The sequence below is a fragment of the Xylanibacter rodentium genome (genome assembly GCF_013166575.1).
Taxonomy (GTDB): domain Bacteria; phylum Bacteroidota; class Bacteroidia; order Bacteroidales; family Bacteroidaceae; genus Prevotella; species Prevotella rodentium.
In genome coordinates, this window is sequence record NZ_JABKKE010000004.1 from 134407 (window position 1) to 152884 (window position 18478).

The 18478-nt window shown below is 48.6% G+C and carries 10 protein-coding genes; 5 read left to right on the forward strand and 5 right to left on the reverse strand.

Annotation, left to right across the window (positions count from 1 at the left end):
- The first annotated feature begins 34 nt into the window (after positions 1-34).
- On the forward strand, positions 35-568 hold the full coding sequence (locus HPS55_RS03900; protein ID WP_172324701.1) for a sigma-70 family RNA polymerase sigma factor: 534 nt from the start codon (positions 35-37) through the stop codon (positions 566-568).
- Here HPS55_RS03900 and HPS55_RS03905 read toward each other — a convergent pair.
- The 5 genes from HPS55_RS03905 to HPS55_RS03925 form a co-directional block, all read right to left on the reverse strand.
- A complete protein-coding gene (locus tag HPS55_RS03905; protein WP_172176372.1) occupies positions 560-3379 on the reverse strand; it encodes a two-component regulator propeller domain-containing protein in 2820 nt (939 codons plus the stop codon). The two genes, HPS55_RS03900 and HPS55_RS03905, sit on opposite strands and share 9 nt — an antisense overlap.
- 112 nt (positions 3380-3491) lie before the next feature.
- Positions 3492-4001: an RNA polymerase sigma factor gene (locus HPS55_RS03910; protein WP_172324703.1), complete on the reverse strand. Its 510-nt coding sequence runs from the start codon at positions 3999-4001 to the stop codon at positions 3492-3494.
- Positions 4002-4014: 13 nt separating this feature from the next.
- Complete coding sequence (locus HPS55_RS03915) at positions 4015-4983, reverse strand: glycoside hydrolase family 43 protein (protein ID WP_172176368.1); 969 nt, start codon at positions 4981-4983, stop codon at positions 4015-4017.
- A 20-nt stretch (positions 4984-5003) separates the two neighbouring features.
- Positions 5004-6113 carry an endo-1,4-beta-xylanase gene (locus tag HPS55_RS03920; RefSeq protein ID WP_172176366.1) on the reverse strand — a complete coding sequence of 370 codons (1110 nt, stop codon included), beginning with the start codon at positions 6111-6113 and terminating at the stop codon, positions 5004-5006.
- A 23-nt stretch (positions 6114-6136) separates the two neighbouring features.
- Complete coding sequence (locus HPS55_RS03925) at positions 6137-7645, reverse strand: MFS transporter (protein WP_172176364.1); 1509 nt, start codon at positions 7643-7645, stop codon at positions 6137-6139.
- Between the two features lie 1106 nt (positions 7646-8751).
- Here HPS55_RS03925 and HPS55_RS03930 point away from each other — a divergent pair.
- From HPS55_RS03930 to HPS55_RS03945, 4 genes are read left to right on the forward strand one after another with little or no spacing between them, the layout of a single operon-like run.
- Complete coding sequence (locus HPS55_RS03930; protein ID WP_172176362.1) at positions 8752-11298, forward strand: fasciclin domain-containing protein; 2547 nt, start codon at positions 8752-8754, stop codon at positions 11296-11298.
- 21 nt (positions 11299-11319) lie between these two features.
- Entirely contained in the window at positions 11320-14640 is a 3321-nt protein-coding gene (locus HPS55_RS03935) for a SusC/RagA family TonB-linked outer membrane protein (RefSeq protein ID WP_172176360.1), read from the forward strand.
- Between the two features lie 26 nt (positions 14641-14666).
- A complete protein-coding gene (locus tag HPS55_RS03940; protein WP_172176358.1) occupies positions 14667-16376 on the forward strand; it encodes a RagB/SusD family nutrient uptake outer membrane protein in 1710 nt (569 codons plus the stop codon).
- Complete coding sequence (locus HPS55_RS03945) at positions 16376-18349, forward strand: fasciclin domain-containing protein (RefSeq protein WP_172323505.1); 1974 nt, start codon at positions 16376-16378, stop codon at positions 18347-18349. The genes HPS55_RS03940 and HPS55_RS03945 overlap by 1 nt, the downstream gene beginning before the upstream one ends.
- Positions 18350-18478 lie beyond the last annotated feature (129 nt).

Here is an 18478-nt window from a genome sequence, read left to right on the forward strand (position 1 = left end):
ACGTTTTCCTGATAACTAAAAACCGAAATAAAATATGGCTGATTCTAACAATGTAACATCCCGCAGGGGAAAACTTGTTGCCGGAATATATAAGATGTATTTCAGCGATGTGAAGCTCTATTTCCTGAAATACACGCATGACGAGATGCGTGCGGAGGATATGACTCAGGACTTGTTTGTCAAGTTGATGAATTATGAGGATATGATTGTTGAAGAGACGGCAAAGAGTTTTGTTTTCACCATTGCACGGCGCATGGTGGTCGACGATGTCCGTCATTGCGAGTTTGTGCGCAGGGCTATATCGGGCTATGTGCAAGCAATGGATGGAAAGCGTTTCTGGCAGGATAGCGAGACACTTGAGTGCAGACAGATAATGGACATGGAGCAGAAACTGTTGGCCGTACTGCCTAACAAGATGGCCCAGGTATATCGTATGACGCGTTTTGACGGATTGTCAGCCGACGAACTGTCGGCAGAACTCGGAATAAGCAAGCGTACTGTAGAGTATCATCTCTTCGTGTCGCGTAGGGAAATACGCAGCAAGCTCAAGGCTGCAATGTCATTGTAGATGTTTTTGTATAAATTCGGTTGGGGTCATGCCTTCCACTTTTCGGAAGGTTGAAAAGAACGAAGTTTTCTTGAAACCGCACTGTTCGCTCAGTGCCATTATGGTGAATTGTTTGTGTTTCCCGTAATTTATGAATTTCTTGAATTCTTCAAGTCGGTATTTGTTGATATAGTCGTAGTACGGTTCTTTCAGGTAAAGGGTGAATACTTGGCTGAGAAGACTTGGCGAAACGCCGAGCGCTGATGCTATGTCGCTCATCTTAAGGTCTTTGTCGAGATAAGGACGCTTCTCTTTCACATATTCGTCCATACTGTTGAACAGCTGTGCCAATTCCTGATCGGTAACTCTCGATTTTCTGTATTTGCCGTTGTCCATGCGTTTTGTATTGTGGTCGGCGGCATCAGATTCTTCTGTGTGGTGTCGTTCTTCTTCTTGTTTGGGTATGGTTGGATTTGTCAGTTCTTCTATCAGTGCGTCTTCGGTCTGTATGTGTTCCCGCAACAGTATGTTGGTATTACGACGCCATCTGTTCCACCACCACAGTAACAATACCATAATTGTTGTGAGGAGTATTTCTGCGTAAAACAATGGGGCAGGGTAGGTGCTGATTGTATAGGAAACGGTGTTCGTCGTGATTCCGGCCATGCGTATCTGCAATGAGTGTTTTCCCGGAGTAAGGTTGTCTATGGTTATGGCTTGCCCCAGCGGACAAATATTCCACCTGCCGTCGTCGAGCCGGTATTCATAGAAATCCCGGCCTTGTTTGCTGTAATCTGTCAATACCGGCATTATAACCATTCGCGGTATCGTTATGTTCCATTTTACCGACAGCTCGCGAGTGTCGTTTATGCGCATCATGTCGCCATATCCGGCGGAGTGCTCTCCTGTCGTTACATAGTCAAGTTCCAATTTCGGACGGTAAGAAGAGGCGATATCGTTGTGCAGCTGTTTTTTTTCGGCCATCATCAGACCGTTGTATGTTCCCACCCATATATACCGGTTGTCTTTTCCAAGACATCCTTCGTTCATTATGTTACGTTCTATTCCGCTACCGGCTCCGAAGTGTATTGTCTGCCGCTGTTTGGCATCGGTAAGGAAAAGACCTTCTTCGGTCACCATCCACAGACTGCCGTCGTTGTCGGCTTCAAAGTCTATAAGGCGCTCTGACAATACACCGTCCGGTATGTTTATTTCCTCGAAGCGGCTCATCCTGAGATCGGTTTTGAACAGTTTTGTTTCCGACCATGCGTATATAGTGTCGCCGCAGCCTGTTACGCGCAGTCCGTTTGTCTTGTCGAAAAAACCTTTTGGGAAGCCGTCGGTCTTGAATGCGTTCTCACGCGACAGATACAGGCACAGACCGCGTGCCGAGCCTATCCATCCGTTGTTGTTGCTGTCAAACCATATGGAATATATGCCTTCGGGTATCTTCGAGTTCTTTTCAGTATAGTTGTGGGTCACTTCGTCATTTTCTATGACAAACAGGCCTTCGCTTGTTGCGGCCCAAAGGCGGCCGGTGCGGTCGGTGCTGAGACATCGTACGGTGGCGTAGTTCAGTTTCGGACAGTCAGGCAGTCGTCCCAGTTTCATTGTTTTTACGTCCAGCCTGAGCAGTCCGCCGTCGTAGGTGGCTATATAGTAGTAGTCTCCGTGCCGGCAAAAGTCGGTAATGGTGTGGCAGCCCATGTTGCCTGTGTCAAAGTACATGGATGTCTGGTTTTGTTCGTCGGCAATCCAAAAGCCGTTGCCGGTGGCTATGAGTCGTTTGTTCCTGTCGGTATATGCAGTCTTGACCTTCATGCCGCGTGTGGTGAAGTCGGCGAGTTTGTAAGGCCGGAAAAAGTTGTATTCCTTGTAACTGTATGACAGCCCGTTTTGTAACAGCCCGAACCAGTCTGTTCCTATCCTCGTTCTTATGAATGTGGTCAGTGAATTGTCCGGCAGAGCGAATTTGTCGTTGCCGTTTGCTGAAAAATGTTGTTTCACCGTCTCCTTACGTGCGTCGAGCACATAGCCGCCATCTCCGTTCACACTGATGCATACCGCAGAGTCTCCGCACGCGTTGACATCACTTATGATATTGCCGATACTGCTTATATGCCGGAAATTGCCGTCAGCCGGATTGAAAACGTAAAGTCCGTTGTTTTTTGTGCCTACAAAAAACTTTCCGTCACATATGTCAAATCTGCTCAGACCCGACGGCAGTTCCATCCTGTGCCGTGTACTTTTGCCTGTGGCCCGGTTCAGTCTTACGAGGCCGTTGCGCATGGTCAGCCAAACGTTGCCACCGGCCAGACGCAGACATCTTATGCTGCTGTTTTCAGTGACGGTTCCACCGGCGATGTCTATCTGTCTGCTCCGTCTGTTGCTGTCGATGACAAACAGGCCTGTTCTTGTGCCTATGTATATAGTGTCGCTGGCACATGCCACGCATTCGGCTTTGGTGATGTCGCTTATGCGTTCAAAATTGTCCGCATATCGGTCGAGCATGAACACCCCGTCTCTTGTGGCGGCCCATAAGTTACCTTTTGCATCGATGTCTATGTCAAAGCAATAGTTGGCCGGTCCGTTATGGAGGCGAGGCAGGACATAGTTTTTGAGCGATACACCGTTGAACAATGAAATTCCGTTGCTTGTCCCTATCCATATTTTTCCTGACGGATCTTCTTTTATGGATGTTACCGTCAATCCGGGCAATCCGTCGTAAATAGTGAGCCAGTGTTGGCGCCATATCTCGGTTGCCGGTGTGTTGAGACATAGCATAAAATATGTGAAGGTAAGCAGAATATATCGCAGGTATGTTGTAGCCATTATGTTTCAGTCAAAGTTTCATTGTGCAAATATAGTAAATATGCTTGAAAAAATGATACTTTGACCGGCGTTTTTGCTTTCCTGACGTTTCTGTGGGCTATGTTTTGCTGCCTTATACACACTGAGACAGATAAGTACGTATGTATATGCGTGCCTTGCCGAGCCGATGTTCGACAGACCGGTAGTTGTCGCCCGTTTGTCGGGATATTTCTCCTGTCTTCATTCCGGCATAGATGTGCATGCGGTAAATTTCGCGGCAGTTTTCCGGAATGCCGGCCAGTCCGTGTTCTATGTGCTCTGTGATATCGCGCATTGCCAGCCGCGATTCTGCCGGGCTGTATATGGCTGTGCCGTTTGCATTGAATGTTGCGGAATGTTCGAGTTTTGACGCGTTTTCATATTCCCTGTAGATGGCCATACGGCGGAAACGGTCGGTTATCCGATTGCGTATCATTGTATATACCAATCCCGACAGCGTTACTGTGGATATGATGTTTTCAGTGGTGAGCAACTGTAGGAACACATCGTGCAGCAAGTCTTCCGCATCGGGTACAGAGCCGAGCCTTGCCGCGATGAACTTTATCAGTTCATCGCGGTGGCCGGCATAGTACTCAACTAACATATCATTATTACGATTATTCATTGACAACTTTCATTATCGTTCCGTCACTATTATGATACAGGCGCTGCACTTTGACGCTGCGCAGCCATGTAACACCGTCCGACGGGACACAATCATGATAGAACAGGTACCATTGTCCTTTGTATTCCACTATGGAGTGGTGGGTTGTCCATCCTACAACCGGGTCGAGCAGCACTCCGCGGAAAGTGAATGGCCCGTACGGCGAGTCGCCGGTGGCATAACACAGCAGATGCGAATCACCTGTAGAATAGGAGAAGTAATAGCGTCCGTTGTATTTGTGCATCCACGAGGCTTCGAAGAAACGGTGCGGATTGCCTGCTTTCAGTGGATTGCCGTCGGCGTCCAATATGACGATGGGTTTCGGCTCTTCTGCAAACTGTAGCATTGAATCGTCCATTTTGGCTACTCTCGACGGCAGTGCGTCCTCATCGCCGGCCGGCAAATGTGCCGATTCGAGCGCTTTGTTGTCGCGATAACGTTGCAACTGCCCGCCCCACAGGCCTCCGAAGTACACATATATTTCACCGTCGTCGTCCTTGAATGCGCATGGGTCTATCGAATAAGACCCTCTGATTGGGTCTTGTTGGGGCCGGAACGGACCTTCGGGACTGTCAGCCACGGCCACTCCGAGACGGAATATGTCACATTTGTCCTTGGCGCTGTATATCAGATAATATTTTCCGTCACGTTCTGCCACGTCATTGTCCCACATTTGGCGTCCGACCCAGTCCACGTCGTCCACGCAGAGTATCTGACCGTGGTCGGTCACCTCACCGTTTTCCACATCATCGAGTGACAGGACGTGATAGTCCTTCATTTCGAAATGCCCTCCGTTGTCGTCTTCCGTAGCTCCGCTGTCCCAGTCGTGTGACGGGTATATGTAAAGACGGCCGTTGAAAACGTTGGCAGACGGGTCGGCCATATAGTCTTCAGGAAATAGATATCTTGGTAACTTGTTCATAATGTCTATGCTTGTTTGGTTTATTTATACATATTGATAATATCGTCAACAACGGGTTTCTCGTTGTATTTTCGGTCGAACAGCAACGGGTAGTTGGTACGTCCGGGTACAGGCCAGTTGTTCAGCCACGAATTGGCATCACTGATTCCCCATAGTGTGATTCGTGAAATCTGTCCGCTGTGTCTGCGGTAGATGTCGAACAGTGCCTTATACCTTTCACGCAGTTTTTCGGCCATATCCTCCGGCAGTCCGGCCGTGTAAGGATTGTATTTCTTCTGATATTCGAAATTCTGCTCGACGGCGGCTCCGCCGAATCCTCTCGGATTTGGCAGCACGTTAACGTCAAGTTCGGTTATCATCACTTTCACTCCGCAAGCGGCAAACGAGTCAATCGATGCCTCGTAGTCGGAAAGGTCCGGATAGTCAAGTCCGTTGTGCGACTGCATACCTACTCCGTCAATGCGGCATCCGGCATCTTTCAGCCGCTTTACCAGGCGGCACACTGCAGCACGTTTGCCCGGTTTGGACATGGAAAAGTCATTGTAATACAACTCTACGTCAGGGTCTGCCTCATGGGCCGCCTTAAAGGCAATCTCTATAAAGTCTTCACCTACAATCTCATAGAAAGGCGAGCGACGGAAACTGCCGTCGTCTTCGATAGCCTCGTTTACCACATCCCATCCTTTTATGCGGCCTTTGTATCGTCCCACCACCGTCGATATGTGCTTGCGCATGCGTTCTATCATCACTTCCCGGCTCACTCTTTTCCCTTCGTCGTCAGTGAAGAACCAGCGCGGTGCCTGTGAGTGCCATATAAGACAGTGGCCTATCGGCACTTGTCCGTTTTTCTCGGCATAGTCGACAAAGCGGTCGGCCGCCCTGAAGTCAAATTTGTTCTCGCGTGGTTGTAGCAATCCTGATTTCATGCAGTTTTCGGCCACTATCGTGTTGAAGTGGCGTTTCAGCACCTTTGTGGCATTTGCGTCTTTCCCGTCAGATTGTCTCTGGTTTATGGCGGCTCCTATCAGGAAATGCCCGGACACGGCATCTTTCAGTCCTGTCTGCTGTGCCGAGAGCAGGCCCGGCAAGGCTATACATGCAGCCACAAGCAAAAATGTTCTTTTCTTCATAATATCGTTCTGTTTTTAGTTATTTATGGGTTTGCCTCCTGGCCGGCTTGCCTGCGGCGTTCCGCCAGATCGGCCTGCATCCTTTCATTATATTGCTTGGTAATTGGATAGAAGAACAGTGCGCCGACTCCGATACCGAACAGCAATGCCGGAATTATCGACGATACAAGTCGTATTCCGTCTACAGCCATGTCATTTTGCGTTGTAACATTACCTGATACGTAGCCGAACACAGACAGTATCACACCGGCAAAGGCACCGCCGAGACCGAGACCGGCCTTGAGCGCAAACACTACTCCCGAGAAGCAGAAGCCCGTGGCACGGCGGTGGTTGACATATTCCACGTGGTCGGCTACGTCGCCTATCATGGCCCATAGCAGCGGCACTGTAGGGGCGTATGCCAGACTTTTGAGTATGCAGAGCACGAACATCAGTTCTACGTCGGCCGGCGTGGGCAGATAGAACAGTGCGGTGAACAGTGCGGTCAGTGACAGGCAGACAATGAATGTCTGCTTCTTGCCGTAACGGTTGGCCAGATAGCTTGACAGACAGATGACTCCGATGAACTGTACCACGGCTCCTATCATATTGAACAGTGAGAAACCGATGGAGTAGGCGTCGGCCTGTCCGCGTGCGATAAGGTTGAAGGAACCCAATACGGTGGCCCATATTCCGGTCTTCTCATTGCCAGGGTCCGTCAATCCGAGCATGTCGAGGAAGTTGTACAATGACTTTTGGTCTACGGCATACTGGAAATAGAAGTTCATGGCGCTGCCCCACATGGCCAGAGTGATGAAGATGAACAACGTGAGCACGAACATGGCCCGCCACGGCACGCTTGACAAAGTGTCCTTCACATCTTCTTTGATGTTCATCTTCTGAGCCGGAGGCGGAGCGATGCGCTCACGGGAAGAGAAGAAAGCTATCACAAGGAAGACAAAGGCTATGGCGGCAAACAGGCTTATCGTGTACAGCCATCCGCGTTGGGCGTCGCCGTTGCCGAACTTGTTGACCAACGGCAGTGTAAGGCCCTGAACCACAAACTGTGCTATAGTGGCGGCGACGAATCGTATCGACGTGATGCTCGTGCGCTCCTTGATATCGCCTGTCATAACACCGCCAAGCGACGAGTATGGAGTGTTGTTCAGCGAGTACATTGTCATAAGCAATATATAAGATAATGTGGCATAGAGGGCTACCATGCCTTTGTCTTCTATTCCGGGATTATAGAAAGCCAGTACGTAGAAGACACTGAACGGCAATGCCGTCCACAGCACCCATGGCCTGTATTTTCCCCATTTCGTGTTAGTGCGGTCGGAGATTATTCCTACAGCGGGGTCAACAAACGCATCGACAATGCGGGCTACCAACAACACGGAGCCGGCTATGGCACCGTCCAAGCCGAACACATCCGTATAGAACTTCAGCTGGAAGATCATCATCATCTGGAACACGAGATTGGCCGAAGCGTCACCCAGCGAGTAGCCGATCTTCTCGCCAAGGGGTACTTTCTGAGACATTATCTTATTCATGCTAATTTGTGGTTTTTAATTAAATTGGTTTATGGTTTTTAATTAAGTTTTTGCAAAGGTAGCACATCTTCAAACAACATTTTATAATTTGCCGTTACAGATTGTTTTCTTTTCGTTTCATTATAATCGAAAAGTGTGAAATAGCACCAGATTGTTGCTTTCAAATGCCATGATTATATTTTCAAGAACCGTAGAATGCACGCTATGTCCGACATGTCGCTTTCGTCGGCTTTTGTATGTACGGGATGTGAGTCGCATATGAAAATCTGGCATTTGCAGATGATACATACGGCTGTACGGTCATGACCAAATATATTTACTTTAACGTATGTTAAGCGGCATCTGAATCGCGATTTCCGGACAAGGCTCTGAAAAACGCGATTTTTGCTTCAAACGGGAAGCGCTGATATTCAGAGTGTTACAGTAATTCGGATTTGTAAATAAAGCAGAGAGGGCCTTATCACCTTGCAATAAGGCCCTTATTGCATTGCGGCGGCGGCCTTATTGCAATGCGAAACGGCCCTCGCGGGAGTGTCGGGAGGCCCTTACGGCAAATTTTCCATGCAAAAAACGTGTGTCGATACACCAGAGAGGGCCTTTCTGCTTTTCCAGTCTGGAAAAAATAAAATGTGTTTTTTTCGGAATAATACGTACATATTTCATTGGTGTTTGTCGAATGTAGATTTGGCTTGAATATCATTATATTATAATGTAATGATAATACATTGTGATTCTTTACATGGCGTCAATAAGCAAAATGGAATGTTCATACAATCCGTAAATTGGCATTTACAGCCTTTAAAAGGCTATATGACTGCATATCATGCCAATTTGAACGGACATGTGGAAGCGTGATGTGCGCACGAAAGCACTTCTTTTTCAATATATTCGAGTTGTTGCTGTAATTTATTGATATTCAGGATATTGTGACGTTGAATAGAATTGTTGTGAAACAAGGAGTGAATATAATGAGATAAAAACAAAAACCTTGTAACAATTAGAAAAGGGCTATAAACATAGGAAATAAAGCATATATCAAAAATATGTTAACTTTGCCGCAGAAAACCTAAAATTGCAATAATTACAAAATTAACAATTTAATATCTATGGCAATCAAGTATTTTTCACTGTCGTCAGGCGGTACGTCATTGGCAAGGCACACCAGGAAAAGACTGGGTGCATTGGCGTTGGTAATGGCCGGAATGACAGGACTCGGACTCAGTTCATGTTCTGAGTACGACTTGGACGAGAGGACTCCATCCAACTGGGGTAACTCCATTTACAGTTATCTTGCCGGTAATGGGAACTACACCAACATGACCAGAATTATCGATGATCTGGGCTATACCGCGGTGTTGAACAAGACCGGTTCCAAAACTCTTTTTGTGGCCGACGACGATGCTTTTGCACGTTTTTATGCCAACAACAGTTTCGGAGTGCGTTCTTACGAGCAGCTGTCCGAGGCGCAGAAGCGTATGCTGCTGTTCGGGGCGATGATCAACAACAGTTATCAGCTGAACTATCTCTGCAACACGGAGGGCCCGGTAGAGGGAGCCTGCATGCGTCGCCTTTCGGCACTCAGCCCCTATGACAGTGTTCCAAGGCTCAGGCCGGAGGACATGCCTGACAACAAGTATTGGAAACATCTGAAAAGTCAGCCTTTTACGTATTGTTTCAAGGATCTCACATATATACCCATGATTCATTTCATGGAGAAGTTCCTGGCCAATAACAAGATAACCAACGAGGATTACGATTTCCTATATAATAATGAGACAAACCGTAAGCCCGGACAGGCCAGCGTCAACGGTCTGCAGGTAGTGGAAGAGGACATCCGTTGCTCAAACGGATTCATCAACCGTACCGAAGAGGTTATGACTCCGCTGCAGAACATGGCCGAAATAATATCCCAAAAGCCTGTGGCAAGCCGTTGGAACTCGTTTCTTGAGCGTTTCAGCGCTCCTGATTCCGTGGAGGAGGCTTCCATTCGTCTTGGACTGTCATGGCCGGCAGAGAAAGCCTACCAGAAACGCTTCTTCTCCGAATGGTCACAGGGTGGGAGACCATATTCCACCACCGCAGACGGAACAGTGATTGACGATGCGGAACTGTTGACGTTTGACCCGGGATGGAACGAATATTATGCCGGGCAGAACACTACTGCCGATGTAGAGTTGCAGCGCAACATGGCGTTGATGATGGTGCCGAGCGACGAGGCATTGGATTATTACTGGAGAGATGGTGCCGGAAGCATTCTGCGTGAGCGTTATGGAACATGGGAAGCCGTGCCGGACAATGTGATAGCCGAGTTGGTCAACAACAACATGCAGAAATATCTCACTTCGTGTGTGCCGAGCAAATTCCCTACCATGCTCAACAAGTCGAACGACCCGATGAATATAACGACGAATGATGTGGATTCGGTATGGCTGGGATGTAACGGAGCTATTTATCTGACAAACAAGGTGTTCGCGCCCACGTCGTTTGTCAGTGTGATGTATCCGCTCATCGTCTTCAACGACAATTATAAGATATTGTGGTGGATTATCAACCAGCACCGTTATGATGCGCTGCTCAATTCGCTGACCTCGACTTACAGCCTTATGGTGCCCAGCAGCAATGCCGTATTGCAGTATGTGGATCCTTGTTCGTATGGCAAGACTGATCTGGAAATGCTGCGTTTCCATTATGACAACGCTACCAAGGAGCCGTATGCGTCTGTTCATAAATACGATCCGGCAACAGGTGTGGTGGGCGACTCCATCGATGAGAAGCGCGGTTACTGGGGATTGGACCGTCGTCTGGAATTCCTGCTGAAAGACCATGTGGTGGTAGGCGACATCGAGGATGGCCACGAGTATTACAAGACGATGGGCAACTCGATAATCCGTGTGAAGGACGCGTCGAAAGGAGCCGGTGGCATGACCATCGAGGGTACATATCAGATGAACGACAACCTGCGGCCGATACCTGTCAGCCATATATATAACCAGACCAAAGAGCAGACCGGCGGTAACGGAAAGACATATATCCTCGACGAACAGCCTATTCTCGGAACACGTCAGAGCGTTAAGAAGATTCTTGAAGCCACGCCTGAGTTCAGCGAATTTGCAGGACTGCTCGAGGCATCGGGGCTCATCGAGAACAACTATAAGGACAAGACCTGCGGTGACAATTATATAAATGTGTTCAACAGTTATCAATATACTGTATATGTGCCCACCAACGAGTCAATACGCAATCTGATAAATGACGGCAAATTGCCTGACCCGGAGCAGATCGACGAGAAGCGGGAGGCCGGCATCAACGTTACTGCCGACTCGACGAAACTGGTGAACTTTGTGAAATACCACATACAGGACAACGCCCTTGTCATAGGTGGCAGAAACGAAAGCTCGTTGTATGAGACCGCGCTTATCGACACGCGTACCAACAGTTTCGTGCGTCTGTCTGTAACTGCCGACGACAAGGAAATCTCCATAAAGGACGGCAAGAACAATACGCGTCGTGTAGTGAAGACCAGTCCCGCCGTATACAACCGTTTTGCCCGAGAGTATATCTATCCCGGCAAGAGCGCGAAGGATGCCACTGACATCGAGACGAACTCATCTATTGTCATCCATCAGATAGACGGACCGTTGATGTATGAATAACCCTAAGAAAACTGAATAATCATGGAATATATAACCAACAACAGATGTATAAGACGCATGACTTCAGCGGCACTCGGATGCCTGCTGACTGTCGGCAGTGCTTTTGCACAGCAAGCCGGGCAAATCATCAGCGGTCAGGTGTTTGACAGCATGGGGCCGGTGATTACGGCCAATGTGGTGGAGATAGACGCGGCCAACCGTATCGTGACAGCCTGTATAACTGACTTCAACGGAAACTTCTCGTTGAAACTGAAGAACCCAAAGAACCGTTTGAGGGTTTCTTTCGTGGGATACAAGACACAGACGCTGCCTATCAACAAGACCACATATCGCATCAATCTTGTGGATGCCACACAGATAAGCGAACTCACGGTGAAGTCGAAAAGACGCACGCAAGGTTCGGGACTTGCCATTCCCGACCGTGAGGTCTCCACATCCCGGCAGACCATCAGCACGAAGGAATTTGAGGGTCTGGCCCTTACCACGATTGACGAGGCCCTGCAGGGACGTATCGCCGGTCTGGACATTGTGGCCAACAGCGGAAACCTGGGTGCCGGTACATCCATGCGCTTGCGCGGTGTGTCGAGCATCAACGGCTCAAGCGAACCGCTAATCGTGGTGGACGGCAATGTCTTCCAGACGGACGAGAGCGTGGACGCGAGCATGAACGACGAGAAATTTGCCGAACTGCTCAATGTTAACCCCGACGACATCGAGAGCATCGCAGTGCTGAAGGATGCCGCCGCTACTGCAATATGGGGTAGCCAGGGTGCCAATGGTGTCATCGAAATCAAGACAAAACGCGGTGCGCGCGGCAAGACAGCGGTGACCTATTCTTTCCGTCTCACTGCCACTCATCAGCCCGAAGGCATGAAGATGCTCAATGGTGACGAGTATACCATGCTGATGAAGGAGGCGTTCTTCAACCAGAAACTGAGTGATGCAGCCAGCAATATCAAGGAGTTGAACTATCTTAATCCGATGGAGTTCAGTGAGGCACGCATGTTTGACGACAACACCGACTGGGTGGATGCCGTAAAGCAGACAGGATGGCGTCAGAACCATTATGTCTCGATATCGGGAGGAGGCGAGAAAGCCAATTTCCGTATCGGTGCAGGTTACGACCATGAGACTGGTTCCATCATCAAGCAGCAGCTTGACAGATTCACTACACGTGTGGCTCTCGACTATTTTGTGAGCACACGCATCAAGTTCGAGTCGAACCTGTCGTTCACATACACCCGCAACCAGAAGAACTACAGCGATCTGCTGGGTATTGCCTACAAACGCATGCCTAACCTTTCTATATATGAGGAGGATGAGTTCGGCAACGATACCGACCGCTTCTACAACATCCAGTTCGACCATTCAAAGGAACTGGACGACCAGTACATGCTCGACAACCCTGTGGCTTTGGCTCATCTTGCCAAGAACAATCAGTCTACATACAAGATACAGCCCGAGTTCAAAATCAATTACAAGCTGTTGGGTACCGACGAAGGCAAGACGCATCTCGACTACGAGGGAAAGATTATGTTCGATATATACAATGAGTATAACGACACATTCCGTCCCTCGGCAATCAACAACGGCGGATGGTATGCAGGTGACGACAAAACCAAAAGTTACCCCAACAAGGCTGTGTCCAACAGCAGCAAGCAGCTGGGTATTTCCACAACACATACTCTGACTTTCACACCGCATTTCAGGAACGAGGACCACTCGCTGATGATGATGCTCCGCGGACAGGTGAACAGCGGTTCGTCAAACTATCAGAGCACAGGTGTGTTCCGTCTTCCGTCGGGTAGCATCCAGAGTCCTTCGGCCTCTGCACCCATTCAGGAAATGAGTACAAGCAGCGGACAGTGGCGAAGCATTTACCTGACATACTCGGCACACTATGCCTACAAGGGACGATATATGGCCGATTTCTCCATACGTCGTGACGGCAGCACCAAGTTCGGACCGGACCAGCGGTGGGGTAACTTCCCCGCATTGTCACTCAGGTGGAACATCAGCGACGAGCCGTTCTTCAAGAAGGCATTGCCGTTTGTCTCGATGCTTTCGGTACGTCCGGGATGGGGTATCGTGGGTAAACAGCCCAACAAGGAATACCTGTTCCTGAGCCGTTATGTGGGAAGTACAGGCTACATAGGCAACGGTGGCACTCATCCCAACAACATACAGTTGAAAAACTTGAAGTGGGAAGAGAAAGAGACTTATAATCTTGGTATAGACTTCGGTTTCCTTGACGACAAGATTACCGGAAATGTGGAAATATACAAGCAGGTGACACGTGATCTTCTGCTTGAGAATTACGGTATTCCCACTTCTTCCGGATATCCCACACTGACATGGGCCAATGTCGGAAAGATGGACAACGTGGGATGGGAGTTCAACATCAACGGCAACCAGATTATAAAGGCCGGAAAGTTCTCGGTGGATTTCAATGTCACGTTCGCCAACAACAAGAATACCTTGAAGGAGATGAGTGAGAGTTGCTTGTCGAGTCTCAATAAAGAATGGAACGGAGCGAACGGCAATTATATGACCCGTGTTGAGCTGGACCGTCCGTTGGGAAGTATCTATGGTTTCCGTTACAAGGGAGTCTATCAGTATTCGGAATATTCGGATGTGGAGGAGCCTAAGGTAAGTGGTCCGAACGCTCCGGTAGCACGCGACGAGAACGGTAATGTGGTTCTCGACCATCGCGGACGTCCTATTCCAATGACATTCCGTTATGGCAAGGTAGGTTACGAATTCAAGGGTGGTGACGCCATATATGAAGATATAAACCACGATGGAACTATCGACGAACTGGACATTGTCTATCTGGGTTCGTCACTTCCTAAGATTACCGGCGGATTCGGATTCAAGCTCACTTTCGGGCGTCTTACATGGAACAACCAGTTCAACTTCCGTTACGGCAACAAGATTATCAATGCCGCCCGTCTCAATGCGGAGAGCATGAACAATGTCAACAACCAGAGCCGCGCGGTCAACTGGCGTTGGCGCGTGGAAGGACAGTCGGACGCTCTGATACCGAGGGCTCTCTACGGCACTTCAAACTATAATGCGTTGGGCAGTGACCGTTTTGTCGAGGACGGCTCGTTCCTCCGGCTCAACTATACGCAGCTGTCATATTCGTTCCCAAAGAAGATGCTGAAGAAAATAGGTCTCACAGGACTTCGATTCGATGTCTCGGCCAACAATCTCTTCTGTCTTACGGAATATTCAGGAGCCGATCCTGAAGTGGGTTACGGAGGGCTGAGTATCGTTACGGACTATGCGCAGACACCGCGTTCGCGTTCTTTCACTGCCGGTATCAACATACAGTTCTAACATCTTAATACAATATATATCAAGATATGAAAACAATCAAGCATTATATAATGGCAGGGTTGGGGGCGGCCGCACTTGTATCGTGTAGCGACTTCCTCGAAATCAAGCCGCAAAATGAGATAGTCCTCGAAGACTATTGGACTGAAAAGGCCGATGCCACGAGTGAACTGATGAGCTGCTACGAGGCATTGGGCAGCGTCGAGTGTCTGAGGCGTATCGGATTGTGGGGTGAAGTACGCTCTGACAATATGAAGTCAGGGACAAACCCGCCTTTCTGGTTGCAGGACATTCTGAAGGAGAACCTGCAGCCGGACAATGAGATATGCAATTGGGAAGCTGTTTACAAGACCATCAACTACTGCAACACTCTCATACAATATGCTCCTGGGGTAAACGAGATAGACCCTAATTATAAGGACAGCGAGCTGAGGGAGAATATTGCCGAGGCAAAGGCTATACGGGCTATATGCTATTTCACGCTTATCAAGACGTTCCGTGACGTGCCTTATACTACAGAACCGAGCATTGACGATACTCAGAATTACCAGATTCCTGCAACTGACTTCAATACAATACTCCATAGTCTTATACAGGATCTGGAGGGCTGTAAGGATGATGCTGTACGCCGTTATTATCTCGACGACAACAGCAATGCTTTTGTGAACAGCAGCCGCATAACGCGTTGGGCCATACGTGCCATTCTGGCTGACATGTATCTGTGGGCAGGCGAGTATGAAAAGTGTATACAGGCATGCGACGAGATTATCGAGTACAAGAAGAGCCAGTATGAAGAGATGCTGACCGATCCGGATTTGCGTGCGAAGGCTCTGCGTAGCATAGCCTTGTTCAACGGTGTTCCGCTGATATTGGAATCTCCTCTGAACTCAAGCATTGAGACTTCTCGTGGAGACGCCTATGACGCAATATTCGGCGAAGGCAATTCGTTTGAGAGCCTTTTCGAGTTGTATTGCAATAGCAGATACGGTAATAAGAACGAATACTTGTCTTCGTACTATTACAATGAAAGGAATGACAGTTATTTCGGTTTCCTGAGCGCACCCGGTCATCTGTACGAGAATATATCCAAAAACCAGAATAAGATATTCATCAGCAAGAATGACTGTAGGGGATATGAGAACATCATCGAGAAGGGTGGACGTTATGCCATAAGGAAATACACCCGTGAAGATGTGGATCTCAATATGAAGAACATTCAGGATGAGAGCGGTGTGCAGTCCTATGAGGAATTGCGCAAAGACGACAAGAGCAACTGGATTTTCTACAGACTTACGGACGTGATGCTGATGAAGGCTGAAGCCGAGCTGCTTCAGGGCGAAGAGCATTTCCCAGAAGCGTTCTCTATGATAAATGCCGTCAACAAGCGTGCCCGGAATGTGCTGGGTACTACCGATGGCGACACGTTGAAGTACGACGATTATTCAACTTCTGTCAATGTAATGGAGGAGCTGGTGTTCAGTGAGCGCCATCGTGAACTGATGTTCGAAGGAAAACGTTGGTTTGACCTTGTGCGTATGGCCCGCCGTGACGGAAATACGGCACGTCTGGTGAACAATGCCATTGAGAAGCATACCAGCAATACTGCCGCCATACGTATCAAGCTGGCCGACCCCAACATCATCTACTATCCTTACTCTCGTGAGGAACTGAAAAAGAATCCTTATCTGAAGCAGAATCCGGCTTACAAGGACAATAACGCTCAGTTGGGAACAAATTAATGAAAACAATAACCTACGAAATACGAGCTATGAAGTATCGAATGAAAAAGACATGGATGCTGCTCGCTGCAGTTGCATTCATTGCCAATATAGTGGTCAGTTGCAATGATGACGATTTCCCTGACAACTATTATACAGCCACAGAAGTGACCGCTGCCGGATTCCTGCAGCAGAATCCGGAACGTTTCAGTTCGTTCACGCGTATCTTGCAACGTTCCAATTTCCTGAGCACGCTTTCCACATATGGAGAGTACACATTGTTCGCACCTACCAATGATGCCGTGAGCACGTATCTGAGCAGTTGCGGGTATCAGTCTGTGGAGGACATCCCGCAGAATGTCTGTGATACTATCGCACGCACTCACATTGTCAAGGACGGTGCCTATTTCACATATAGTGAGACTACAACTGAAGGTGCGTTGCCGCAACTCAACATGGACGATCGCAACATTACGATATCATGTTCGGCTGACGAAGAAAACGAGAATGCCATCATCTATTATGTCAATGAGTCTGCCAGGATGATCGAGCGCGACGACTCTGTCACCAACGGTGTGGTTCATGTCATCGACCGTTTGCTGGTGTCAAGCAGTGAGCTTCTGCCGGATGTGATAAAGAAAGATACAGCTTCCAGGCTGTTCGCTCAGGCGCTTGCTCTGACCGGTCTTGAACTGAAAATGCGCAAAGTGGAGGACTATGCTTACTTTATCGGCCGGGATTCGGTTGAAGAGGGACTGCCCGAAGTGTTTTTCGGTGCTGACGGCGAGAAATGGACAAAGGTGAAGTTTCCGGAGCGACGTTATTTCAAGTATACGGCTTTTGTCGAGACGGATGAAGTGTTCAACAAAGCCAATATATTTACCATAGAAGATTTGTTCAGGGAGGCGAAGAAAGTCTATGACAAGGCATTCCCGGCCGATGCCGGTCTCTATGATGACGATTTTACCGATCCGAGGAATCCCTTGAACCGTTTTATGGCTTATCATGTTATTCCGATGCTTCTGAATTATGACCAGTTGGTCATTACAGGCACCATCAAGGACTATTATTGTTTCCTCGACAAGGCAGATCCTGAGGATTACTACGAGACATTGTGTCCCGGCGCTATAATGCGTTGCAGCGGTCCTAAAGACGGAAAGGTCTATATCAACCGCAAGCGTATGGAGACTTTGCAGGTGAGAGGTGTGAGAGTTTATTCTCCGTCGGAAGCGCGAAGTGAACTGAATCTGGTGGCTAAGGGCAGTGCCAACGGTGTATACCATTATGTCGACCGTGTGCTCTATTTTGACCAGGAGGCACTCAACAACCGTCTCCGTATCGATGCCACGACGATGTTTCCTGATTTCCTCAATGCCAGCAAGGCACGTGTGCAGTTCCCGGAGAAGACGATGACTATGTTCAAGCCCGGTTTTATGACAAATGTGAAAGATGCCAATGAGGCGTCTCTTGTCGGTGTGCGCGGTAATGAGATATGGACAAACTCATGGGAAGGCAACATGGTGGCTTTCTGTGGTGAGTTTGATCTTACGATAAAGCTGCCTCCGGTACCTAATTACGGTACTTACGAGATTCGCGTCGGTTACAGTTCGCAGTCAACCCGTGGTATTGTGCAGTGCTATCTTAACGATGTCGCCTGCGGCGTGCCTTTGGATTTGCGTGTGGGGCCTGACGGCTGGAAGGAGGATACTGATGACGAGGAGGAGAACCGTGCTCTCGACAAGTCGTTGCACAACCGTGGTTTCATGAAGGCTCCGGATTCTCAAGGCGGTGGAGCCAACAATGGTGAACCGTCGTTCCGTACTCTCGGTTGGGTGATGCGTCGTGTATTGGTGACACAGGATATGGACCCCAACAAGGAATACTGGTTGAGGTTCCGGCAGTTGCTGAAAGGCAATTATTCCATGTCATTCGACTATATAGAGTTCTGTCCGAAGAATATTTATGCAAGCCCCGAAGGCGAGGACCAGCATTGATGTCTGTACGGGAACAAACGTTTTCGTAAAGCCAGATGAGCAGAGTGAAACTTGTTTTCAACTATGCATGGCAAGAAAACGTAGGATTAAATCCAACATATTTGTAAAGCCGGTCGGGGGCTGCGCCTA

Bases quoted from the DNA above. Each gene is read 5' to 3' on its own strand.
- HPS55_RS03910 (WP_172324703.1), bottom strand. From the start codon at position 4,001: ATGTTAGTTGAGTACTATGCCGGCCACCGCGATGAACTGATAAAGTTC.
- HPS55_RS03935 (WP_172176360.1), top strand. From the start codon at position 11,320: ATGGAATATATAACCAACAACAGATGTATAAGACGCATGACTTCAGCG.
- HPS55_RS03900 (WP_172324701.1), top strand. From the start codon at position 35: ATGGCTGATTCTAACAATGTAACATCCCGCAGGGGAAAACTTGTTGCC.
- HPS55_RS03940 (WP_172176358.1), top strand. From the start codon at position 14,667: ATGAAAACAATCAAGCATTATATAATGGCAGGGTTGGGGGCGGCCGCA.
- HPS55_RS03915 (WP_172176368.1), bottom strand. From the start codon at position 4,983: ATGAACAAGTTACCAAGATATCTATTTCCTGAAGACTATATGGCCGAC.
- HPS55_RS03920 (WP_172176366.1), bottom strand. From the start codon at position 6,113: ATGAAGAAAAGAACATTTTTGCTTGTGGCTGCATGTATAGCCTTGCCG.
- HPS55_RS03905 (WP_172176372.1), bottom strand. From the start codon at position 3,379: ATGGCTACAACATACCTGCGATATATTCTGCTTACCTTCACATATTTT.
- HPS55_RS03925 (WP_172176364.1), bottom strand. From the start codon at position 7,645: ATGAATAAGATAATGTCTCAGAAAGTACCCCTTGGCGAGAAGATCGGC.
- HPS55_RS03930 (WP_172176362.1), top strand. From the start codon at position 8,752: ATGGCAATCAAGTATTTTTCACTGTCGTCAGGCGGTACGTCATTGGCA.
- HPS55_RS03945 (WP_172323505.1), top strand. From the start codon at position 16,376: ATGAAAACAATAACCTACGAAATACGAGCTATGAAGTATCGAATGAAA.